The organism is Streptomyces tsukubensis, from assembly GCF_003932715.1.
Lineage (GTDB): Bacteria > Actinomycetota > Actinomycetes > Streptomycetales > Streptomycetaceae > Streptomyces > Streptomyces tsukubensis.
Genome location: NZ_CP020700.1, coordinates 4637392 through 4660514 on the forward strand (window position 1 = coordinate 4637392; position 23123 = coordinate 4660514).

Annotated in this window: 16 protein-coding genes and 3 rRNA genes; 15 read left to right on the forward strand and 4 right to left on the reverse strand. The window is 68.0% G+C overall.

Features of this window, described 5'->3' with window-relative positions:
- Positions 1-30: 30 nt before the first annotated feature.
- Positions 31-1047: a tryptophan--tRNA ligase gene (gene trpS, locus B7R87_RS19005; protein ID WP_006347443.1), complete on the reverse strand. Its 1017-nt coding sequence runs from the start codon at positions 1045-1047 to the stop codon at positions 31-33.
- A 749-nt stretch (positions 1048-1796) separates the two neighbouring features.
- Between trpS and B7R87_RS19010 the strand changes: the two genes are divergently transcribed.
- The 10 genes from B7R87_RS19010 to B7R87_RS19055 all read left to right on the forward strand — a co-directional run bounded on the left by B7R87_RS19010 (position 1797) and on the right by B7R87_RS19055 (position 13049).
- Positions 1797-3327, forward strand: a 16S ribosomal RNA gene (locus B7R87_RS19010).
- Positions 3328-3637: 310 nt separating this feature from the next.
- Positions 3638-6764 (forward strand): 23S ribosomal RNA (locus tag B7R87_RS19015).
- A 72-nt stretch (positions 6765-6836) separates the two neighbouring features.
- Positions 6837-6953: ribosomal RNA gene (gene rrf / locus B7R87_RS19020) — 5S ribosomal RNA — on the forward strand.
- Together the 16S, 23S and 5S rRNA genes form the textbook arrangement of a ribosomal RNA operon.
- A 115-nt stretch (positions 6954-7068) precedes the next feature.
- The gene (locus B7R87_RS19025; protein WP_006347442.1) at positions 7069-7719 is read left to right on the forward strand and encodes an HAD family hydrolase; all 651 of its coding nucleotides are present in this window, start codon (positions 7069-7071) and stop codon (positions 7717-7719) included.
- Between the two features lie 52 nt (positions 7720-7771).
- Positions 7772-8947 (forward strand): acetoin utilization protein AcuC, encoded by a 1176-nt coding sequence (locus B7R87_RS19030; RefSeq protein ID WP_006347441.1) that lies wholly within the window; start codon positions 7772-7774, stop codon positions 8945-8947.
- A 234-nt stretch (positions 8948-9181) separates the two neighbouring features.
- Complete coding sequence (locus B7R87_RS19035) at positions 9182-9994, forward strand: phosphatase (protein ID WP_040915019.1); 813 nt, start codon at positions 9182-9184, stop codon at positions 9992-9994.
- 128 nt (positions 9995-10122) lie between these two features.
- Positions 10123-10335: a helix-turn-helix domain-containing protein gene (locus tag B7R87_RS19040; protein WP_014046653.1), complete on the forward strand. Its 213-nt coding sequence runs from the start codon at positions 10123-10125 to the stop codon at positions 10333-10335.
- Positions 10336-10499: 164 nt separating this feature from the next.
- Positions 10500-10598 carry a 30S ribosomal protein bS22 gene (locus B7R87_RS19045; protein ID WP_003948845.1) on the forward strand — a complete coding sequence of 33 codons (99 nt, stop codon included), beginning with the start codon at positions 10500-10502 and terminating at the stop codon, positions 10596-10598.
- Positions 10599-10845: 247 nt separating this feature from the next.
- Complete coding sequence (locus B7R87_RS19050; RefSeq protein ID WP_130584919.1) at positions 10846-11919, forward strand: NAD-dependent epimerase/dehydratase family protein; 1074 nt, start codon at positions 10846-10848, stop codon at positions 11917-11919.
- A 14-nt stretch (positions 11920-11933) separates the two neighbouring features.
- A complete protein-coding gene (locus B7R87_RS19055; RefSeq protein WP_130584918.1) occupies positions 11934-13049 on the forward strand; it encodes a lysophospholipid acyltransferase family protein in 1116 nt (371 codons plus the stop codon).
- Positions 13050-13161: 112 nt separating this feature from the next.
- On the opposite strand, the gene B7R87_RS19060 is transcribed toward B7R87_RS19055, so the two are convergent.
- The 3 genes from B7R87_RS19060 to B7R87_RS19070 form a co-directional block, all read right to left on the reverse strand.
- Positions 13162-14463 (reverse strand): DUF5667 domain-containing protein, encoded by a 1302-nt coding sequence (locus B7R87_RS19060; protein ID WP_006347436.1) that lies wholly within the window; start codon positions 14461-14463, stop codon positions 13162-13164.
- 398 nt (positions 14464-14861) lie between these two features.
- Positions 14862-15731, reverse strand: a complete 870-nt coding sequence (locus B7R87_RS19065) for an ECF subfamily RNA polymerase sigma factor, BldN family (protein WP_006347435.1) — start codon at positions 15729-15731, stop codon at positions 14862-14864.
- 468 nt (positions 15732-16199) lie between these two features.
- Positions 16200-17147 (reverse strand): HAD family hydrolase, encoded by a 948-nt coding sequence (locus tag B7R87_RS19070; protein ID WP_130584917.1) that lies wholly within the window; start codon positions 17145-17147, stop codon positions 16200-16202.
- A 148-nt stretch (positions 17148-17295) separates the two neighbouring features.
- Between B7R87_RS19070 and B7R87_RS19075 the strand changes: the two genes are divergently transcribed.
- The 5 genes from B7R87_RS19075 to B7R87_RS19095 all read left to right on the forward strand — a co-directional run bounded on the left by B7R87_RS19075 (position 17296) and on the right by B7R87_RS19095 (position 23091).
- Positions 17296-17571 carry a glutaredoxin family protein gene (locus B7R87_RS19075; RefSeq protein ID WP_040915014.1) on the forward strand — a complete coding sequence of 92 codons (276 nt, stop codon included), beginning with the start codon at positions 17296-17298 and terminating at the stop codon, positions 17569-17571.
- 456 nt (positions 17572-18027) lie between these two features.
- Complete coding sequence (locus tag B7R87_RS19080) at positions 18028-18828, forward strand: redox-sensing transcriptional repressor Rex (RefSeq protein WP_006347432.1); 801 nt, start codon at positions 18028-18030, stop codon at positions 18826-18828.
- The gene (locus tag B7R87_RS19085; protein ID WP_006347431.1) at positions 18825-20474 is read left to right on the forward strand and encodes a glutamyl-tRNA reductase; all 1650 of its coding nucleotides are present in this window, start codon (positions 18825-18827) and stop codon (positions 20472-20474) included. Before B7R87_RS19080 ends, B7R87_RS19085 begins: the two co-directional genes overlap by 4 nt.
- On the forward strand, positions 20471-21430 hold the full coding sequence (gene hemC, locus B7R87_RS19090) for a hydroxymethylbilane synthase (RefSeq protein WP_006347430.1): 960 nt from the start codon (positions 20471-20473) through the stop codon (positions 21428-21430). The genes B7R87_RS19085 and hemC overlap by 4 nt, the downstream gene beginning before the upstream one ends.
- Positions 21427-23091: a bifunctional uroporphyrinogen-III C-methyltransferase/uroporphyrinogen-III synthase gene (locus tag B7R87_RS19095; protein ID WP_006347429.1), complete on the forward strand. Its 1665-nt coding sequence runs from the start codon at positions 21427-21429 to the stop codon at positions 23089-23091. The genes hemC and B7R87_RS19095 overlap by 4 nt, the downstream gene beginning before the upstream one ends.
- Positions 23092-23123 lie beyond the last annotated feature (32 nt).

The window sequence follows — 23123 nt, forward strand, 5'->3', positions numbered from 1 at the left end:
GACTACCAACTACCGACTATCGGCTACCGGCTACTTGCTACCGACCAGCGACGGCCGCGGCAGCAGCCCGACCGCCGCATACGCCGCGTCCACTCGCGGCCGGGCCAGCTCTCCGGCCCGCTCAGCCCCCTTCCTCAGCACCTCGTCGACGTATCCCGGATCCGCCGCCAGCTCCGCATGCCGCTCCCGCACCGGCCTCAGCAGCTCCACCACCGCATCCGCGGTATCCCGCTTCAGCGCCCCGTACGACTCGTATACACCGGCCAGCTCCTCCGGGTTCCCACCCGAACAGGCGGAGAGAATCTCCAGCAGATTCGCCACCCCCGGACTGGTCTCACGATCGTGGACGACCTCGGTCCCGCTGTCGGTGACCGCGCGCATGACCTTCCGCCGCACCTGGTCCGGATCGTCGAGCAGATAGACGATCCCCGCCCCCGAATCGTGCGACTTCCCCATCTTCGACGTCGGGTCCTGCAGGTCCATCACCCGAGCCGCCACCCCCGGATGCACCGCCTTCGGCACGGTGAACGTATGCCCGTACCGCTGGTTGAACCGCACCGCCAGATCCCGGGTCAGCTCCACGTGCTGCGCCTGGTCGTCCCCGACCGGCACCTCGTCCGTCCCGTAGACCAGGATGTCCGCCGCCATCAGCACGGGATACGTCAGCAGCGACAGCCGCACGCTCTCCCCGGACCGGAGCGCGAGCGCGCTCTTCTCCTTGTACTGGATCATCCGCCGCAGCTCCCCGTCGGAAGCCGTGCACTCCAGCAGGTACGACAACCGGGTGTGCTCGTCCACATGACTCTGTACGAAAACGGTGCACAGCTCCGGGGCCAGCCCCGCCGCCAGCAGCAGCGTCGCCGTCTGCCGGCTGAGCCGCCGCACCCTCGCCGGATCGTGCGCCACGGTCAGCGCATGCAGGTCGACCACGCAGAAGAGCCCGTCCGCCCGGTGCTGGTCGCTCTCCACCCAGCGGCGCATGGCCCCCAGGTAGTTCCCCAGCGTCAGATGCCCCGTGGGCTTCACCCCACTGAAGATCCGTGTCATCGCCGTTCTCCTCTCCCTCGTCTCCGTGGGACCACCGCCCCGGCGGCCCGGCTCCCGGAGGGGGAGAAACGACTACGGCCGCCGAAGCGGCGGCCGTGATGCAGTACGTGCGCAGTTGGCGGCCGCCGTCAGGCGGGCCACCACTGAAGAAGGCACGTACGCGTTGTCATGGGCAGGAGCGTAGGGCACCCGACCCCGGGTTTGACAGTGGGCACGGCGACTCCGTAGTGTTCTCCGAGTTGCCCGACGAGAGCGCCGACTCCGGTTGGTCCCCGGGCAGCCATTCCGCAAGACCACACGACGAACGAGCGACAGTCTCTGTCGCCCGCTTTTCGATGTGTTTTACGGAATGAGGAATCGCGTTCGACAGGACGCAGACCCGATTAGCTTCGGAGAAAAGATTCCGCTAGAGTTTGAAACGTCGGAACGGCCGCAGGGCCGGAAAGACAAACCCGAGTTTCGACCGGGAATCAGGCCCGAAAGGATCTGATAGAGTCGGAAACGCAAGACCGAAGGGAAAAGCCCGGAGGGCCTGGTGAAAAGGGCCTGAAGGAAGCGTCCGTTCCTTGAGAACTCAACAGCGTGCCAAAAATCAACGCCAGATTAGTTGATACCCCGTTCCCGAGCCCTTGTGGCTGGGGGATGAGGTTCCTTTGAAGAAACACATACAGCGAGGACGCTGTGGACGGTCGGATTATTCCTCCGGCTGTCCCGCTCTCGTGATGTGTGGACCCGATTACGGGTAAACATTCACGGAGAGTTTGATCCTGGCTCAGGACGAACGCTGGCGGCGTGCTTAACACATGCAAGTCGAACGATGAAGCCGCTTCGGTGGTGGATTAGTGGCGAACGGGTGAGTAACACGTGGGCAATCTGCCCTGCACTCTGGGACAAGCCCTGGAAACGGGGTCTAATACCGGATAATACCTTCGGGGGCATCCTTGAAGGTTGAAAGCTCCGGCGGTGCAGGATGAGCCCGCGGCCTATCAGCTTGTTGGTGGGGTGATGGCCTACCAAGGCGACGACGGGTAGCCGGCCTGAGAGGGCGACCGGCCACACTGGGACTGAGACACGGCCCAGACTCCTACGGGAGGCAGCAGTGGGGAATATTGCACAATGGGCGAAAGCCTGATGCAGCGACGCCGCGTGAGGGATGACGGCCTTCGGGTTGTAAACCTCTTTCAGCAGGGAAGAAGCGAGAGTGACGGTACCTGCAGAAGAAGCGCCGGCTAACTACGTGCCAGCAGCCGCGGTAATACGTAGGGCGCAAGCGTTGTCCGGAATTATTGGGCGTAAAGAGCTCGTAGGCGGCTTGTCACGTCGGGTGTGAAAGCCCGGGGCTTAACCCCGGGTCTGCATTCGATACGGGCAGGCTAGAGTGTGGTAGGGGAGATCGGAATTCCTGGTGTAGCGGTGAAATGCGCAGATATCAGGAGGAACACCGGTGGCGAAGGCGGATCTCTGGGCCATTACTGACGCTGAGGAGCGAAAGCGTGGGGAGCGAACAGGATTAGATACCCTGGTAGTCCACGCCGTAAACGTTGGGAACTAGGTGTTGGCGACATTCCACGTCGTCGGTGCCGCAGCTAACGCATTAAGTTCCCCGCCTGGGGAGTACGGCCGCAAGGCTAAAACTCAAAGGAATTGACGGGGGCCCGCACAAGCAGCGGAGCATGTGGCTTAATTCGACGCAACGCGAAGAACCTTACCAAGGCTTGACATACACCGGAAAGCATTAGAGATAGTGCCCCCCTTGTGGTCGGTGTACAGGTGGTGCATGGCTGTCGTCAGCTCGTGTCGTGAGATGTTGGGTTAAGTCCCGCAACGAGCGCAACCCTTGTCCCGTGTTGCCAGCAAGCCCCCTTGTGGGGTGTTGGGGACTCACGGGAGACCGCCGGGGTCAACTCGGAGGAAGGTGGGGACGACGTCAAGTCATCATGCCCCTTATGTCTTGGGCTGCACACGTGCTACAATGGCCGGTACAAAGAGCTGCGATGCCGTGAGGCGGAGCGAATCTCAAAAAGCCGGTCTCAGTTCGGATTGGGGTCTGCAACTCGACCCCATGAAGTCGGAGTTGCTAGTAATCGCAGATCAGCATTGCTGCGGTGAATACGTTCCCGGGCCTTGTACACACCGCCCGTCACGTCACGAAAGTCGGTAACACCCGAAGCCGGTGGCCCAACCCCTTGTGGGAGGGAGCTGTCGAAGGTGGGACTGGCGATTGGGACGAAGTCGTAACAAGGTAGCCGTACCGGAAGGTGCGGCTGGATCACCTCCTTTCTAAGGAGCACTTCTTGCCGGTTTTTGCCGGTCAGGGGCCAGTACACCGGCGAGTGTCCGGTGCTGGTTGCTCATGGGTGGAACGTTGATTATTCGGCACACGATCATGGTTCATGAAGTCAGTACTGCTTCGGCGTGGAAAGCTTCTGGGGATCATGGTCGGGTGTTGGGCGCGCTGTTGGGTGTCTGAGGGCACGGACGAGAGTCTGTTGGTCTTCGGTGCCGGCCCCGGTGTTCTCACTGCTGATGTGGTGGGGTGACGGGTGGCTGGTCGTTGTTTGAGAACTGCACAGTGGACGCGAGCATCTGTGGCCAAGTTTTTAAGGGCGCACGGTGGATGCCTTGGCACCAGGAACCGATGAAGGACGTGGGAGGCCACGATAGTCCCCGGGGAGTCGTCAACCAGGCTTTGATCCGGGGGTTTCCGAATGGGGAAACCCGGCAGTCGTCATGGGCTGTCACCCGCTGCTGAACACATAGGCAGTGTGGAGGGAACGAGGGGAAGTGAAACATCTCAGTACCCTCAGGAAGAGAAAACAACCGTGATTCCGGGAGTAGTGGCGAGCGAAACCGGATGAGGCCAAACCGTATGCGTGTGATACCCGGCAGGGGTTGCGTATGCGGGGTTGTGGGATCTCTTTTCTGCGGTCTGCCGGCCGTGGGACGAGTCAGAAACCGTATGGATAGGCGAAGGGCATGCGAAAGGCCCGGCGTAGAGGGTAAGACCCCCGTAGCTGAAATTCATGCGGCTCGTTTAAGAGACACCCAAGTAGCACGGGGCCCGAGAAATCCCGTGTGAATCTGGCGGGACCACCCGTTAAGCCTAAATATTCCCTGGTGACCGATAGCGGATAGTACCGTGAGGGAATGGTGAAAAGTACCGCGGGAGCGGAGTGAAATAGTACCTGAAACCGTGTGCCTACAAGCCGTGGGAGCGTCGGAGCGTGAGGTTTGCCTTGCGTTCTCGTGACTGCGTGCCTTTTGAAGAATGAGCCTGCGAGTTTGCGGTGTGTTGCGAGGTTAACCCGTGTGGGGAAGCCGTAGCGAAAGCGAGTCCGAATAGGGCGATTTAGTAGCGCGCTCAAGACCCGAAGCGGAGTGATCTAGCCATGGGCAGGTTGAAGCGGCTGTAAGAGGTCGTGGAGGACCGAACCCACCAGGGTTGAAAACCTGGGGGATGACCTGTGGTTAGGGGTGAAAGGCCAATCAAACTCCGTGATAGCTGGTTCTCCCCGAAATGCATTTAGGTGCAGCGTCGTGTGTTTCTTGCCGGAGGTAGAGCACTGGATAGGCGATGGGCCCTACCGGGTTACTGACCTTAGCCAAACTCCGAATGCCGGTAAGTGAGAGCGCGGCAGTGAGACTGTGGGGGATAAGCTCCATGGTCGAGAGGGAAACAGCCCAGAGCATCGACTAAGGCCCCTAAGCGTACGCTAAGTGGGAAAGGATGTGGAGTCGCAGAGACAACCAGGAGGTTGGCTTAGAAGCAGCCACCCTTGAAAGAGTGCGTAATAGCTCACTGGTCAAGTGATTCCGCGCCGACAATGTAGCGGGGCTCAAGCGTACCGCCGAAGTCGTGTCAATCCAGCAATAGGGCCAACGCCCGTTGGGTTGGGTAGGGGAGCGTCGTGTGCCGGGTGAAGCCGCCGCGTAAGCGAGTGGTGGATGGTACACGAGTGAGAATGCAGGCATGAGTAGCGATACACACGTGGGAAACGTGTGCGCCGATTGACTAAGGGTTCCTGGGTCAAGCTGATCTGCCCAGGGTAAGTCGGGACCTAAGGCGAGGCCGACAGGCGTAGTCGATGGACAACCGGTTGATATTCCGGTACCCGCTTTGAAGCGCCCAGTATCGAATCCTCTGATGCTAAGGCCGTGAAGCCGCCTTTGATCTCTTCGGAGTGATGGGGAGTGGTGGAGCCGCTGAACCGAGGTGGTAGTAGGTAAGTGATGGGGTGACGCAGGAAGGTAGTCCAGCCCGGGCGGTGGTTGTCCCGGGGTAAGGGTGTAGCCCGTGTGGTAGGTAAATCCGTCACACATGAGGGTGAGACCTGATGCCGAGCCGATTGTGGTGAAGTGGATGATCCTATGCTGTCGAGAAAAGCCTCTAGCGAGTTTCAAGGCGGCCCGTACCCTAAACCGACTCAGGTGGTCAGGTAGAGAATACCGAGGCGTTCGGGTGAACTATGGTTAAGGAACTCGGCAAAATGCCCCCGTAACTTCGGGAGAAGGGGGGCCATTCCTGGTGATCGTCTTTACGATGTGAGCTGGGGGTGGCCGCAGAGACCAGCGAGAAGCGACTGTTTACTAAAAACACAGGTCCGTGCGAAGCCGTAAGGCGATGTATACGGACTGACGCCTGCCCGGTGCTGGAACGTTAAGGGGACCGGTTAGTGACCTTTCGGGGTTGCGAAGCTGAGAACTTAAGCGCCAGTAAACGGCGGTGGTAACTATAACCATCCTAAGGTAGCGAAATTCCTTGTCGGGTAAGTTCCGACCTGCACGAATGGCGTAACGACTTCTCGACTGTCTCAACCATAGGCCCGGTGAAATTGCACTACGAGTAAAGATGCTCGTTTCGCGCAGCAGGACGGAAAGACCCCGGGACCTTTACTACAGTTTGATATTGGTGTTCGGTTCGGCTTGTGTAGGATAGGTGGGAGACTTTGAAGCGGCCACGCCAGTGGTTGTGGAGTCGTTGTTGAAATACCACTCTGGTCGTGCTGGATGTCTAACCTGGGTCCGTGATCCGGATCAGGGACAGTGTCTGATGGGTAGTTTAACTGGGGCGGTTGCCTCCTAAAGAGTAACGGAGGCGCCCAAAGGTTCCCTCAGCCTGGTTGGTAATCAGGTGTTGAGTGTAAGTGCACAAGGGAGCTTGACTGTGAGACCGACGGGTCGAGCAGGGACGAAAGTCGGGACTAGTGATCCGGCGGTGGCTTGTGGAAGCGCCGTCGCTCAACGGATAAAAGGTACCCCGGGGATAACAGGCTGATCTTCCCCAAGAGTCCATATCGACGGGATGGTTTGGCACCTCGATGTCGGCTCGTCGCATCCTGGGGCTGGAGTCGGTCCCAAGGGTTGGGCTGTTCGCCCATTAAAGCGGTACGCGAGCTGGGTTTAGAACGTCGTGAGACAGTTCGGTCCCTATCCGCTGTGCGCGTAGGAGTCTTGAGAAGGGCTGTCCCTAGTACGAGAGGACCGGGACGGACGAACCTCTGGTGTGCCAGTTGTCCTGCCAAGGGCATGGCTGGTTGGCTACGTTCGGAAAGGATAACCGCTGAAAGCATCTAAGCGGGAAGCCTGCTTCGAGATGAGGACTCCCACCCCCTTTGAGGGGTTAAGGCTCCCAGTAGACGACTGGGTTGATAGGCCGGATCTGGAAGCCAGGTAACTGGTGGAGGTGACCGGTACTAATAGGCCGAGGGCTTGTCCATATTTGCTCGCGTCCACTGTGTTAGTTCTGAGGCAACGACCGTGTTGATTCCGGTTTGTTTGTTTCATAGTGTTTCGGTGGTTATTGCGTTAGGGAAACGCCCGGTTACATTCCGAACCCGGAAGCTAAGCCTTTCAGCGCCGATGGTACTGCAGGGGGGACCCTGTGGGAGAGTAGGACGCCGCCGAACAATTTTTGATGGGAAGGCCCCGCACACTGTGCGGGGCCTTTCTGCATTTCCAGGCAAGTATTCCGGCAGATCTTCCGGACCGGAGGCCCTCAGGGTCGGCTTCTAGGCTGGACGCATGACCTACGACCTGATCATCTTCGACAACGACGGAGTACTCGTCGACAGCGAGCCGGTGGCCAACGCCATCCTCGCCGGGTATCTGACGGAGCTGGGGCATCCCACCACGTACGAGGACTCGCTGCGGGACTACATGGGCGCCGCGGTGCACCGCGTACACGACCTGGTCAGGGAACGGACCGGGCAGCGGCTGCCCCCGGAGTTCGACGAGACCCTGCACGAGCGGACCTTCGCCGCCTTCGAGCGGGAGCTGGAGACCGTCGACGGAGTGACCGACGTACTGGGCGCACTGTCGGCCGCCCAGGTGCCGTACTGCCTCGCCTCCTCCGGAACGCATCAGCGGATCCGGGTCGGGCACCGGAAGACCGGGCTCGACCTCTGGTTCCCCCAAGAGATCGTGTTCAGCGCCCAGGACGTCGGCCGGGGCAAGCCGGCCCCGGACCTCTTCCTGCACGCCGCCGAGCGCATGGGAATCGCGCCCGAGCGGTGCGCGGTCGTCGAGGACAGCGCGCTGGGCGTCCGCGCCGCGGTCGCGGCCGGAATGGACGTCTACGCCTTCACCGCGATGACGCCCGCCGCCGCACTCCAAGGCGCCACCGGCTACTTCGCGTCGATGAAGGAACTCCCGGAACTGCTCGGCCTGCGCTGACACGAGCCGACCGGGTCGGTGACCGCCGGACGGGCCGGATACGGTGGCGGGCATGAGCGGCCGGGCGATGCTGATGTGGGACGAGGCGGTAACGGCGTACGACTTCGGGGACGGCCATCCCATGGACCCCGTACGACTCGCGCTGACCATGGGCCTGGTACGGGACCTCGGGCTCGACCGTGCCGTCGACGTCGTCGCCGCCAGACCGGCCGGGGACTCCACGCTCCGGCTCGTCCACCGGGCGGACTACGTGGCCGCCGTACGGGCCGCATCGGCGGATCCCCGTACGGCGGACCAGGCCTACGGGCTCGGTACGGTCGACGACCCCGCCTTCGCCGGAATGCACGAAGCCTCCGCGCTGATCGCCGGGCAGTCCGTGGCCGCAGCCGAGGCCCTCTGGCGCGGGGACACCGCGCACGCCGTGAACTTCACCGGCGGACTGCACCACGCGATGGCCGGCTCCGCGGCCGGATTCTGCATCTACAACGACGCCTCCCTCGCCATCGCCCGGCTGCTCGAACTCGGCGCCGAACGCGTGGCGTACGTCGATATGGACGTCCACCACGGAGACGGCGTACAGGCCGCTTTCTGGGGAGATCCGCGCGTACTGACGATCTCCCTGCACGAACACCCGAGGACCCTCTTCCCCGGCACCGGTTGGCCCGAGGAGACCGGGGCCGGAGGGGTCGCGGAAGGCGGGGCGGTCAATGTGGCGCTGCCGCCGGGCACGGGCGACGAGGGCTGGCTGCGGGCCTTTCACGCCGTGGTACCCGAACTCCTGGCCGACTTCCGGCCCCAGGTGCTGGTCACCCAGCACGGAGCCGATACGCACTTCGAGGACCCGCTGGCGCATCTCGCGGTATCACTGGACGCCCAGCGCCTCGTCCAGGAGGCCTGCCACGCGCTGGCGCACGAACACGCCGAGGACGGGCGGTGGCTGGCACTCGGCGGCGGCGGGTACGCCGTCGTGGACGTCGTCCCGCGCTCCTGGACGCATCTCGTGGGGATCGCCGCGCACGCGCCCGTCGACCCGGAAGCGATGGTGCCGCAGGAGTGGCGGGACCGGGTGTACGCGCTGACGCGGCAGCCCGGGCCCCGGCGGATGACGGACGGGCGGACACCGCAGTGGCGGGACTGGGACGCCGGATACGACCCCGCCGACCGGCTGGACCAGGCCGTGCTGGCGACGCGGCGGGCCGTGTTCCCGCTGCGGGGGCTCCTTCCGTAACCGGTGCAGTATGCCGAGTCCGCGCAGCGGTGCCGTACGCCCGTCCCGTACGCCGGGACGGGCCGCGGCCCGCACACCGCCCCGAAACGCGGCATTCGGCCGCCCGCCGGGTCCGTGCTGTGCGGAGGAAGGCGTGAAAAGGGCTTCTACGGGGCCGTGTTGGGCCGAACGCGGGACCCGGGCGGGGAAACCCCGCCGACCGCCCCGCGCTGCGGCAGCCTCGTCCCTGTGGCGATGAGTCGAAGGGCACTGCGGGCCCATCTGGTGGCCGCCGGACTGGCCGGCACCGTCGCGACGAGCCGCGAGAACAGCCTCCGCCGGTACCGGCTGTTCGCCGCGGGCGACCCCCGGGCCAGGCTCGGGCTCGTCCCCGAACGCGACTGGACCGAACGCGACCTGCTCGCGCTGATGGCCGAACGGTGCGGGGTGCCCGCCGATCCGGGCCGGGTCTCCGGGCCCGAGACCATCGACCCCGACCGGACGCTCGACGCACTGGACGCCTTCTCCGGAGAGCTCGCTTCCGTCGCCGCACGGCGGGGCGCCGTCCTGTTCGGAACCGGCCATCCCCATCGGCTCCTGCGGTTTTACGGCGGCCTCGCAGACGCTTTGTCGGCGGCGGGCTGTCTCGTACTCACACCCGCGCAGGGCAGAAGTGTCGACATAACGACCCGGTTCGGCGTACGTCAGGGCACGCTCGCGTACGTACAAGGGGTCGCGCTGGTGCGGGAAGACGGCGCACGGGGCGCAGTGGCGGGAACCGGCGCACACACCCACTCGCCGCTGCCGCTGCGGCTGGCTCTGGAGGGCCTGGTGGCCGCAGGGGGGCCGTTGCCCGATCTGGTCGTAGGGGACCACGGCTGGGTCTGCGGGGCTGGTCAGCTGGGTTTTCCGGCCATCGGCCCGGCGGACGCCGACGATCCGGCCGTCTTCGTGGGCGAGGCGGAAGGCCGGATCGCCGTCGCGGTGCCGCTCGACGACGCCGTACGGTCGGCGCATTACCGGCCCCTCATGCGCTATGTACTCAAACGCGCCTGTCTGTCAGGTTAGGCCGCCGTTGGCTGCTCCTCTTCCCCACTCGTACCACGCGCCCCTAGTCTGGGGAGTGAGCGCACAGCGACGAAGAGTCACCGGAGGGGAAGCCGGTGGGCGTCATGTGCGGAAGGTACAGGTGGGTCATGGCTGCTGGCAGCGAGAGGCCTCTCAACGAGGTCAAGTTCCTTACCGTGGCGGAAGTCGCCTCGGTGATGCGGGTGTCGAAAATGACTGTGTACCGGCTGGTGCACAGCGGGCATCTGCCGGCGATCCGGGTGGGGAGGTCCTTCCGAGTTCCGGAGCAAGCGGTGCACGAGTATCTCCGCGAATCCTTCGTGGGGGTCGAATCCGCTTAGCGGGAAGTCCCGCAGGCGACCTGCGGGAGTCCCGCGGGTGCCGGCGGAGCATGCGGCGACCCTCGGATTACGGGCTCGGAGCTCGGGCGGGTAGGCTAGGCCGACGTAGGTCGTGTGGGCCCAGACGCCCCGCACCGAGTGAAGAGAAGTGAGCGAGGGTAGTCGTGGGCTCTGTTATCAAGAAGCGGCGCAAGCGGATGGCCAAGAAGAAGCACCGCAAGCTGCTCAAGCGCACCCGCGTTCAGCGTCGTAACAAGAAGTAAAGCTTCAACGACGGCTGTACGTGTTGTACGTATCACCGTGGCCCTCCCGCCCTTGTGGCAGGAGGGCCACAGTGTTTCCCGGGTGTGCCCGGACGCGTTTCGGGGTCGGCATGCCCCCGGATGCGCGCCGCGGAACAGAAGGGGACCGGTCCGGACATCCCCCGGCAACGCCGAGCCGCTACCGTGGCGTCTGAACGTGTGAACGCATTCATCTGATGTTCGAGACGGCCGAGGGAAGGCGCTGATCTTGGGGAAGGTCGTGCTCGTGACCGGGGCCGCCCGGCAGCTCGGCGGCCGTCTGGTGCGCAGCCTGCGGCGGGACGCCCGGATCGACCGGGTGATCGCCGTCGACGCGGTGGTGCCCGAGCACGGTCTCGGCGGCGCGGAGTTCGTCCGTACGGATATCCGGCAGCCCGCGATAGGACGGGTCCTGGCCGAACACGGGGTCGACACGGTCGTCCATCTCGATGTCACCGGCACCCCGCTGGGCGCGGGCGGCCGGACGGCCGTCAAGGAGACCAACGTCATCGGCACGATGCAGCTCCTCGGCGCCTGCCAGAAAACGCCCACGGTCCGGCGGCTGGTGGTCAAGTCGAGTACGAGCGTCTACGGCTCCGCACCCCGCGATCCGGCGGTCTTCACCGAGACCACCCCGCCCAAATCCCTGCCGAGCGGTGGCTTCGCGAAGGACGCCGTGGAGGTCGAGGGATATGTCCGGGGCTTCGCCCGGCGCCGTCCCGACGTCGCGGTCTGTGTGCTGAGGTTCGCCAATATCCTCGGGCCGGGCGCCGACTCCCCGCTGGCCGAGTTCCTGTCGCTGCCGGTGCTGCCGACGGTGTTCGGCTACGACCCGCGGCTCCAGTTCGTCCACGAGGACGATGTGATCGACGTCCTGCTGCTCGCGCTGCGCGAACCGCGCCGGGCCACCCTGAACAGCGGCACCTTCAATATCGCGGGCGACGGGGTGCTGCTGCTGTCGCAGTGCTCACGGCGGCTGGGGCGGCCGACCCTGCCGGTGCCGCTGCCCGCCGTCACCTGGGTGGGCTCCGCGTTGCGTACGGTGGGGGTCACGGACTTCTCGCCCGAGCAGATCCGGCTGCTGACCCACGGCCGGGTGGTCAGCACCGAGCAGATGCGCCGCACCCTGGGGTTCACCCCCCGCTACACCACCCCGGAGACCTTCGCCGACTTCGCCCGCGCCCGTGGGGCCGGTCCGTTGCCGCCGCAGACGCTGGCACGGGCGGTCGACCGGGTGGGGGAGGCGCTGGGGGCCCGCCGGGCCGGGCCGGCGGCGGCCCCGACGCAGAGCGACGCCGGATAAGGAGCGCACCCACGATGGCGGACGCCAAGGTCATTCCCTTCGACTCCTTCGACCCCTTCGACGGCGAACGGGCGCGCGGCGGTGCGCCGCGGTCCGGGCGGCGGCGCACGCCCGGAGCGGCCGGGAGCGGGGCGGCCGATCCGGCGGAGGCCGGTGAGGTCGGGGAGGTTCCGGAGGCCAGGGACGGCCGGAGCCGTCGCCCGGTGCGGCCGGTGGCCGTACCCGGGCAGACGTCCGGAGCCGCCCCCGCGACGGCTACCGAAACGGGGCCGGACACCGGTTCCGGGGCCGCCGGGTGGGAGCGGAAGCTGGCGGGCGGACTGGCGTTCCTGCGCCGGCGGGTCACCGGCGAATACGAGGTCGACGAGTTCGGCTACGACAAGGAGCTCACCGACCAGGTCCTGATGTCGCTGCTGCGGCCGCTGTACGACAAGTACTTCCGGGTCGAGGTCAAGGGCATCGAGAACATCCCCGCCGAAGGGGGTGCCCTGGTCGTCGCCAACCACTCCGGGACGCTGCCGCTCGACGGGCTGATGCTGCAGGTCGCCGTGCACGACCGGCATCCGGCGGGCCGCCATCTGCGGCTGCTCGCCGCGGATCTGGTCTTTATGCTGCCGGTCGTCAACGAGCTGGCGCGCAAGGCCGGACACACCCTGGCGTGTGCGGAGGACGCGGAGCGGCTGCTGGAGCGCGGTGAGGTCGTCGGGGTGATGCCGGAGGGCTTCAAGGGCATCGGGAAGCCGTTCGGGGAGCGGTACAAGCTCCAGCGGTTCGGCCGTGGCGGCTTTGTGTCGACGGCGCTGCGGGCGGGCGTGCCGATCGTGCCCTGTTCGATCGTGGGGGCCGAAGAGATCTATCCGATGATCGGGAACGCGAAGACCCTGGCGCGGGTGCTGGGGCTGCCGTACTTCCCGGTGACGCCGACGTTTCCGCTGCTCGGCCCCCTGGGCGCCGTACCGCTGCCGACGAAGTGGACGATCCAGTTCGGGGAGCCGATTCCGACGGACGGCTATCCGGCGGAGGCGGCGGAGGATCCGATGCTGATGTTCAACCTCACGGATCAGGTACGGGAACAGATTCAGCACACGCTCTACAAGCTGCTGGTCCAGCGGCGGTCGGTCTTCTTCTGATCCGTACGCCATCGGACTCCGCACCGCACAGAGGCACGGAAAGGGGTCCCGGATCATGATCCGGGACCCCTTTCCGTACCCCTGGAGCGTCACCGCGCTCCGGGGGAGTTCCTCAGCGGTCCTCCTCCGCGCTCAGACCGAGGCCGGGGAGAAGGCCGGGCAGCAGCGGCGGGAGGGTGATGTCCGGCTTCGGTGTCGGCGTCGCCCGGCCGTCGGCCGGAGGCGTGGTGCCCTTCGCCGGAGGGTCGAGCAGATCGCCCGCCCCGCCGAGGAGCCCCTGGTCCTTCGGGGTGGCCTGGCCCGATCCGGTGTCCGAAGGGCCGGGCCGGCGGTCGCTGCCGGAGGCGGGCGCGGAGCCGGTCGCGGACGGGGTGGTACGGGCGTCCCCGGAGGGCCGTTCACTCGTCTTCGGCGCGGACGCGCCGGGACCCTCGGAGCCACGGCCCTGCTCCGGCGGAGCGGGCAGCAGCGACTGCAGCGGCTCGACCTCCTCCTCCATGGCCGTGAAGACGTCGTCGACCTCGCCGGAGACGTCCGACAGCTGGACCGGGAGGCGCTCGCGCAGGCCGTTCCACTTCTCGCGGTGGGACTGGGAGAAGGAGTTCAGCTTCCGGATCGGGCCCAGCGAGCCGTTCCGCTCGTAGGCGGAGTGGAGCAGGCGGTGGGCCTCGCGGACGTCGTGGCGCATGCCGTTGAGCGCGCGGCGGACCTCGCCGATGGACTCGTGGTCCATCGAACCGGACCGGGCCCGCTCCATCAGCCTGCGGGCCTCGTTGAGCCGGGTCGACGCCTGGTCCAGATAGAGCTCGCCGCGGTCGGTCTCACCGTCGGCCAGACCGAGGCGGATGTCCTCCATGCCCCGTTTGAGCCCGTAGAGCGAATCACCGGGGAGGGCGTCGGAGCTCGCCGCCGCCACCCCTCCGAAGGCGCCCGCCGCGACCCCGACCGTGAGGCCGCCGGCCGCGAGGCCCTTGGACCAGCGGGAACGGGGCCGCAACTTCCTCAGGGGGGACGCCCGATGGGCACCGCGGCTCGCCCTGCGCTGCTCGGGCACGGTAGGCCCCGTGGATGGCGTCGCCTCGTTGGCCGCCGCGCCCGCAGTGCCCTCCCGGAACATGGCCTCCATGGCGGCCACGAGCTGCGCCCGCTGCACCACTTTGACCTCGGGATCCAGCTCCGGCTTCGGCAGTTCGCCGAGGCCGGTCGCCAGGGCCAGCATCCGCGCCTGCTCCGGTCGCCCCGCCGCAGCCGGTGCGACCGGTGCGGCGGACTCCGGACACTGCGGATCACCGGGGGCGTCGGAGCCGTCCGGTGTCGGGTCGGCGCCCTCGTCGTACCGCTGCGCGGCCGCCTGATCTTCCAGAGCCTGGGCGAAGGCGTTCGCCCGCCGGTGCGCCGAAACGTTCGCGATCACTGGCGGCACCTCCTCTCGTCATGACGATCGACTCCCCTGGGGGTCCGGAAGGTTGCACGATCTACGCGCATCCACACGATCGGGTGAGTGGCTGCGGGCAGGGCGTGACCACAGGGAGCCTGCATCCCGCACAACGAGCGGCGCGGCACTTGGGTTACGCGCGAAAGATGATCGGACCAGTGCGTCATCGAGGCGTCACCGATGGGTGTGTTGGGGTCGGGGGACGGGCGGGGGGAGGGGTGGTCGCGGTACGGCTGGAGCGCCGGCGGGGCCGGGGTGCTCCGGACTGCTTCCGTACCGCGGACCGGTGGTGGTGCGGGGTGCTGTGCTGCGGGTTGCCGTGGTGGGACGGGACGGCGGTGGCGGTGGCGGTGGGACGGTGGCGGGGCGCCCACGGCTCAGCGGGCGTCTTCCGGCAGCAGCCGGGCGAGGGTGCGTACGGCGCGGTACTGGAGGGTCTTGATGGCCCCCTCGTTCTTGCCCATCACCCGCGCGGTCTCGGCGACGGACAGTCCCTGCAGGAAACGCAGGGTCACGCACTCCTGCTGCTGAGGGTTGAGTTTGCGGACGGCTTCGAGCAGTGCCGCGTTCGACAGGGATTCGAGGACCGAGTCCTCCGGGCTGCGCTCGACCTCGTTGGCGTCGAGCATCTCCCCGGTGGTGACCTCCAGCCGGAAGCGGCTGGACTTGAAGTGGTCGGCGACCAGATTGCGGGCGATCGTCACCAGCCAGGCGCCGAAGTCCCGGCCCTGCCAGGTGAAGGTGGAGATCCGGCGCAGGGCGCGCAGGAACGTCTCGCTGGTGAGGTCCTCGGCGGTCGCTTTGCCGCCGACGCGGTAGTAGATGTAGCGGTAGACGGTGTCGCTGTACTGGTCGTAGAGGCGGCCGAAGGCATCGGCCTCGCCCGCCTGCGCCCGTTCGACCAGCTCCATCATGCGGGCGCTGTCGCTGTCGGCGGTGGGTCGGCGGACCGTTCCGGCGGCCGGGGCGGAGGAGGCGGTGCCGGAGCCGGTCCTGCTGCTCCGTCTGGCGACCGCACGGCCGCCGCCGGCCCGCCTGCCCTCCACGAGGGCGCTGCGCGCCGGTCCCTCCTTGTAGCCGTCGGCCAGGGCATAGCAGGGGGCGGCGGGGCCGCCGGTGGTGGCGAGGCGGGGCATGGCGAGGGCGGGGACGGCGTACGCGGTGGGGACGAAACCGCGCAGGTGTTCAAGGACCGTCGCGCGGAGCGTAGCCAGGCCCGAGGCGTCAACCCCGACGTGTGGGTACACGGGACTCCCAGAGGCAGAGCTTCCATCACGTGCAGTGCGGGACCGTTCACCCGTCGTGGCGACGGGCGGATCTCGTATGCGTCTGAGGAGAATAACGCTTCGTACAGGCAGTGCTACGCCCAGTTGCTCAAATCGTCGTTTCCGTTGTTTCTGTTACCTCAGGACGACGCATTAGCTAGTCGAAAATGAGCATTTGGCGATCGGAAACGTTCGAGATCGGCCGAGTGGGGTGCGGCGGGAGCGGTCGCTTTCGTAGCCGTGTTCGCATGCCCGGCCCTCGGCGCGGGGGCGGCCGAGACGGCTCTTCCGGGGCGGGAGGGGTCTGCCGGGAGGCCCGGCAGGCGCCGGGGCGCAGGGGTGTTCTGCGGCCCGTGGGGCGGGTGTTGAACGGGTGCCGTACGGAGACCGGGCAGGTACGGCACGGGATGCGGGCCCGTGGGCCGGGAGTGCCGGAGGTGGGGCCGTGGGTCAGCGGCGGCGGCGGTGGAGGGCCACCGCGGCGGCCGTACCGCCCGCGATCGCACCCACTCCGGCGGCCGCCGGGATGCCGACCTTGGCCGCCTTGCGGCCGGTGCGGTAGTCGCGCAGCCGCCAGTCGCGTTCGCGCGCGTGTTTGCGCAGCTTGGTGTCCGGATTGATCGCGTATGGATGTCCTACGAGCGACAGCATCGGAATGTCGTTGTGCGAATCGCTGTACGCCGCGCAGCGCGCGAGGTCGAGGCCCTCGGCGGCGGCGAGGGCCCGGACGGCCTCGGCCTTCGCCGGGCCGTGCAGGGGCTCGCCGACGAGCCGGCCCGTATAGACGCCGTCGACGGACTCGGCCACCGTGCCGAGCGCACCGGTCAGTCCGAGGCGGCGGGCGATGATCGTCGCGGTCTCCACCGGGGCCGCGGTGACCAGCCAGACCTTCTGGCCCGCGTCGAGATGGGCCTGGGCGAGGGCGCGGGTGCCCGGCCAGATGCGGTCGGCCATGTACTCGTCGTAGATCTCCTCGCCGATGCTCATCAGCTCGGAGACGCGGTGGCCCTTGACGATGGAGAGCGCGGACTCCCGTACGTCCGCCATATGGTCCGGGTCCTCGACGCCGGCCAGCCGGAACCAGGTCTGCTGCCAGGCGAACCGGGCCAGCTCGCTGCGCTGGAAGAACTTCCGCTTGTAGAGGCCGCGGCCGAAGTGGAAGATCGCGGCGCCCTGCATCACGGTGTTGTCGAGGTCGAAGAAGGCGGCGGCGCGGGTGTCGCCCGCGACGGGGAACTCGCTTTCGGGGGCGTCGGCGTCGGCCGCGGTGGTGGCGGGGGCGGCGTCGATCGGCTCGCCTGCCGCCTTGCGCGCGGCCTCGGCCGCCGCCTCGCCTGCGAGCACGCTGCGCGCGGTCGCGGAGCGCCGTCGGGGGGTGAGCCATCCACGTGCGGCCATAACGCGAGCATAGCCAGTCTGTTCGGGAGTTCCCGACCGGCCCGGACGCGGCCGGGTGAACACTGCGCGGCGCGGTTGTTACGGGGAGGCGGGGGAGGGGGGAGGGGTGCGGCGCGGGGTTCGGCGGGCCGGGCGGAGAATGGTGTGCATGAGTCCACTGCTGCGGCGTACGAAGAAGAAGGCCGCGCGTGACCGGGTGGTCACGCTCATCGGCAAACCCGGGTGCCATTTGTGCGACGACGCGCGCGCGGTGGTGGAGAAGGTGTGCGCCGAGGTGGGGGCCTCGTGGGAGGAGAAGGACATCACCCGGGACGAAGCGCTGCACCGGGAGTACTGGGAGCAGATTCCGGTGGTGCTGGTGGACGGGGAGCAGCACACGTTCTGGAGGGTGGACGAGGCGAGGTTGCGCGGGGCGCTTCGTTGAGGTGGGGCCCGTCCGGCGGGGTGCTGTAGTCGGCCGGGCGCGGGCCGTGGTCGCTTCTCGCGCAGTTCCTCGCGCCCCTACGCCCGGCGGCGTGGGTGGTGCCCCCAGCGCCCCTAACTGCCTGCCCTGGGCCGCCTTGGTGCAGTCACGCCCCTGGAATGCCGGTGGAGTGGGGGTGCAGGGGGGTACCCCGGAGGGGGTGGGGCGGGGCAGAGTAAAGGGACTCGGGGGCGTGCGGGAGGAGTGTGGGTTGCTTTGCCCCCATCGGGTGGGAAACGGTTCGACGCTGTGTGCGGTTCCATGTTTACGGGATCCTCATGCGTGACCCCGGTCACTTTGACTGGACAAAACGGACACTATCTTTGTGCACGCGTTCACAAAGACATAGCCTGCTGTCGACGGGGCGGTCTTGGTACACACGGCCGCCTAGAGCCTCGCTCATCCCGCAGGAGCACCGTGGCAACTGGCCGAAATCACCGACCGGCGACTCGCAGCCGAGGAATCCCCGAGGCCACCGTCGCCCGGCTTCCGCTGTACCTGCGGGCGCTGACCGCGCTTTCCGAGCGGTCCGTACCCACGGTCTCCTCCGAGGAACTGGCCGCGGCGGCGGGGGTCAACTCCGCGAAGCTGCGGAAGGACTTCTCGTACCTCGGCTCCTACGGCACCCGCGGTGTGGGGTACGACGTCGAGTACCTCGTCTACCAGATCTCCCGTGAGCTGGGGCTCACCCAGGACTGGCCCGTGGTCATCGTCGGTATCGGCAACCTCGGCGCCGCGCTCGCCAACTACGGCGGATTCGCCTCCCGCGGCTTCCGGGTCGCCGCGCTGATCGACGCGGACCCGGCGATGGCCGGGAAGCCCGTCGCGGGGATCCCGGTCCAGCACTCCGACGAGCTGGAGAAGATCATCAGCGACAACGGTGTGTCGATCGGTGTCATCGCCACGCCCGCCGGTGCCGCGCAGCCGGTGTGCGACCGGCTGGTGGCCGCCGGGGTCACCTCCATCCTGAACTTCGCGCCGACCGTGCTCTCCGTGCCGGAGGGCGTCGACGTGCGCAAGGTCGACCTGTCGATCGAACTCCAGATCCTCGCCTTCCACGAACAGCGGAAGGCCGGGGACGGTGGCGAGGTGTCCCCGGGGGCCGCCCCCGCCGTGTCCGTTCCGGCGGACGGCGGGGCGGGCGCTGCTCCGGCGGGCGCCGAGGGCGTCGGCCGGAAGGGACCTGACGGGGACATGCCCGCCGTGATGCCGGCATGAGTCTTCTGGTCGTCGGACTGAGCCACCGCAGCGCTCCGGTGAGCGTGCTGGAGAGAGCCGCGCTCTCCGCGGACGCGCAGGTCAAGCTGGCGCAGGACATCGTTTCCGCCGAGCCCGCCGCGGAGGCGGCGGTGCTCGCCACCTGCAACCGCATCGAGCTGTACGCGGACGTCGACAAGTTCCATGCGGGCGTCGCTGAACTGTCCACGCTTCTCGCCCAGCACAGCGGGGTGGGGTTGGAGGAGCTGACCCCCTATCTCTACGTGCACTACGAGGACCGCGCCGTCCACCATCTCTTCTCGGTGGCCTGCGGTCTGGACTCGATGGTCGTCGGGGAGGGCCAGATCCTCGGCCAGATCAAGGACGCCCTCGCGCGCGGCCAGGAGCTGCACACCGCCGGGCGGCTGATCAACGACCTCTTCCAGCAGGCCTTGCGGGTCGGCAAGCGCGCCCACAGCGAGACCGGTATCGACCGGGCCGGACAGTCCCTCGTCAGCTTCGGCCTGGAGCAGCTGGCCGACGGCGCGGACGTCCCCGGCTGGGTGGCCGGGCAGCGGGCCCTGGTCATCGGCGCCGGTTCGATGTCGTCGCTCGCCGCGACGACCCTCGCGCGGCTCGGCGTCAGCGAACTCGTCATCGCCAATCGCACGCTCGACCGGGCGGAGAAGCTGGCCGCGTCCCTCGCGGCGCTCGGCCAGGGGACCGTACGGGCCGTGCCGATGAGTGCGGTACCGGATGAACTGACACGTGCATCCGCGGTGGTGTCCTGCACCGGTGCGACCGGTCTCGTCCTCACTGCCGAGGCCGTCGCCGACGCTCTCGCCGTGCCCGAGGGCGCCTCCGCCGTCATGGCGGGCGCCGTCGTTGCGGAGGGTGCCCTGCGTGCGCCCGACGGCAGTCTGGTGGCCCGGCTCGCGGAGACCGCGAGCCGCGACGGCCGGGTCCGGATCCGGGACCTCGGCGGCCGGCCCGCCGAGAGCGGCGACACGGGCTGCCCCGTCGGCCTCGACGACAGCCCCGCTGCCGCGGGTGCGGGCGATCCGGTCCAGCACGGCGTGTGGATGGAGAACGCAGGCGGTGCCGCGGTCGTCGCGCCCCGCCAGGCCGTACGCCACCGCGGCGGCTCCGTCCGGATGGCCCTGCTCGACCTCGCCATGCCCCGCGACATTGATCACGCCGTCCACCGCATCCCCGGTGTCCGGCTGGTCGACATCGAGTCCCTCGCCGATGCCTCCGCCGACGCGCCCATGGCGGCCGACGTCGACCAGGTCCGTGACATCGTCGCGGCCGAGGTGGCGGCCTTCGGGGCGGCCCAGCGCGCCGCCCGGATCACGCCCACCGTCATCGCGCTGCGCGCCATGGCCGCCGATGTCGTCGCCGGTGAGCTGGCGCGGCTCGACGGCCGGCTCAGCGGGCTGGACGAGAAGCAGCGCGGCGAGATCCAGCAGACCGTACGGCGTGTGGTGGACAAGCTGCTGCACGCGCCGACGGTACGGGTGAAGCAGTTGGCCGGTGAGCCCGGCGGTGCCGGATACGCCGACGCCCTGCGCACCCTTTTCGACCTCGACCCGGAGACCGTGGCGTCCGTCAGCCGGGCCGATCCGACCGACCGCGAGACCGACGCCGAGAACCGAGGGCGATCATGACCGACAGGGCACTGAGGCTCGGGACCAGGCGCAGCAAGCTCGCCATGGCCCAGTCCGGGCAAGTGGCACGGGCGGTGGAGGCGCTGACCGGCCGTTCCGTCGAGCTGGTCGAGATCACCACGTACGGCGACACCTCCCGCGAACATCTGGCGCAGATCGGCGGCACCGGTGTGTTCGTGGCCGCGCTGCGCGAGGCGCTGGCCGCGGGAGAGGTGGACTTCGCGGTTCACTCGCTGAAGGACCTTCCGACCGCGCAGCCCGCCGAACTGGTGCTCGCGGCGATCCCGAAGCGCGAGGATCCGCGGGACGTGCTGATCGCCCGGGACGGCCTGACCTTCGACCGGCTGCCCGAGGGCGCCCGGGTCGGTACGGGCTCCCCGCGGCGCGCCGCCCAGCTCAACGCGTATGCGCGGGCGCACCACACCCGCATAGAGACCGTCCCGATCCGGGGGAACGTCGACACCCGGATCGGATATGTGCACAGCGGGGAGCTGGACGCGGTGGTTCTCGCCGCGGCCGGTCTGAACCGCATGGGCAGAAGTGCGGAGGTGACCGATTTCCTTTCGGTCGACTTCGTCCTGCCCGCCCCCGGCCAGGGGGCCCTGGCGATCGAGTGCCCCGCGCACGATACGGAGCTGATCGCCGTTCTCGCCGAGCTCGACGATCCGGTCACCCGGGTCGCCGTGACCGCCGAGCGTTCCCTGCTCGCCGCCCTGGAGGCCGGCTGCAGCGCACCCGTGGGGGCGCTCGCCGACCTGTTGGGCGACGGCCAGGCTGTCACCGAAATGCGCCTGCGGGGCGTCGTCGGCACCACCGACGGCGCGACGCTGGTGCAGCTATCCGTCACCGGTCCCGTACCCACGTCGCACGGCGACGCCATCGCGCTCGGTCGCGAACTCGCGTCCGAGATGCTCGCCAAGGGTGCGGCCGGTCTTATGGGGGAGCGAGCGTCTTGAGCCCCACCACCAACCTGTCCACGGCGTACGACTCGGCACACGGGCACGTCACTTTCCTCGGCGCCGGTCCCGGTGATCCGGGACTGCTGACCCTGCGGGCTGTCGAGGCACTCGCGGGAGCCGATGTCCTGATCGCCGAGCCCGATGTGCTCGACGTGGTTCGCGGCCACGCGCGGGCGAGCGTCAGCACGCCTGAGCTGACGGTTGTTGACGATGCGTCAACAGCCGCCGGAATCCCCGTACTCAGGGATGCGGTCAATCTTGTCATGGAGGCCGCGCGCTCCGGCAGGCGGGTCGTGCGAGCGGTGAGCGGCGATCCCGGTCTCGACGCCGACGCCGGTCACGAGATGCTGGCCTGCGCCGCGGAGGGCATTCCCTTCGAGGTGGTGCCCGGTATCGCGGCGGCGGTGGGCGTGCCCGCCTATGCCGGGGTGCCGCTGCGGGACGCGCAGGGCGCGGACGTCCGCTTCGTCGACGCCCGGACCGCGAGTGAGCGCTGCTGGTCGGAGGTGGGTGCGAGCGACGGTACGGTCGTGGTCTCCACCACGCTCGACGCGGTCGCCGCGGCGGCGGGTGAGCTGGTCGCGGCGGGCCGCAAGCCGGACACCCCGCTGACCGTCACGGTCGCCGGGACCACGACCCGGCAGCGGACCTGGACCGCGACGCTCGGCACGATCGCGCAGGTCTTCAAGCAGGGCAAGGTGCTGCCGTCTCCGGAGGGGCACCGCCCGGTGATAGCGGTGGTCGGTGAGCGCAGCGCGCCCGCGCAGCGCGATCAGCTCGCGTGGTTCGAGTCCAAGCCGCTGTTCGGCTGGAAGGTGCTCGTGCCGCGGACGAAGGAGCAGGCGGCTTCGCTGTCGGACCAGTTGCGTTCGTACGGTGCGGTGCCGCACGAGGTGCCGACGATCGCGGTCGAGCCGCCGCGTACCCCGCAGCAGATGGAGCGGGCGGTCAAGGGCCTGGTCACGGGCCGGTACGAGTGGATCGCCTTCACCTCGGTGAACGCGGTCAAGGCGGTCCGGGAGAAGTTCGAGGAGTACGGGCTCGACGCCCGCGCCTTCGCCGGGATCAAGGTCGCGGCGGTCGGTGAGCAGACCGCGAAGGCGCTGATCGACTTCGGCGTCAAGCCGGATCTGGTGCCGAGCGGCGAGCAGTCGGCCGCGGGGCTGCTGGAGGACTGGCCGCCGTACGACCCGGTCTTCGACCCGATCGACCGGGTGTTCCTGCCGCGTGCGGACATCGCGACCGAGACGCTGGTCGCGGGCCTGATCGAACTGGGCTGGGAGGTCGACGACGTCACGGCCTACCGGACGGTGCGGGCCTCGCCGCCGCCGGCGGAGACCCGCGAGGCGATCAAGGGCGGCGGTTTCGACGCGGTGCTGTTCACCTCGTCGTCGACCGTACGGAATCTGGTCGGGATCGCCGGGAAGCCGCACAACGTGACGGTGATCGCGTGTATCGGCCCGGCGACGGCGAAGACCGCGGAGGAGCACGGGCTGCGGGTGGACGTGCTGTCGCCGGAGCCTTCGGTGCACCGGCTGGCGGAGGCGCTGGCGGAGTTCGGCGCGGGGCGCCGGGCGGCCGCGGTCGAGGCGGGCGAGCATGTGACCCGGCCGAGTGAGCGGCGCCCGGGCGGCCGCAGGCGGCGGACGACGACCTGAGTGTGCGTACGGTGGGCCCGGTGGGGGCGGTC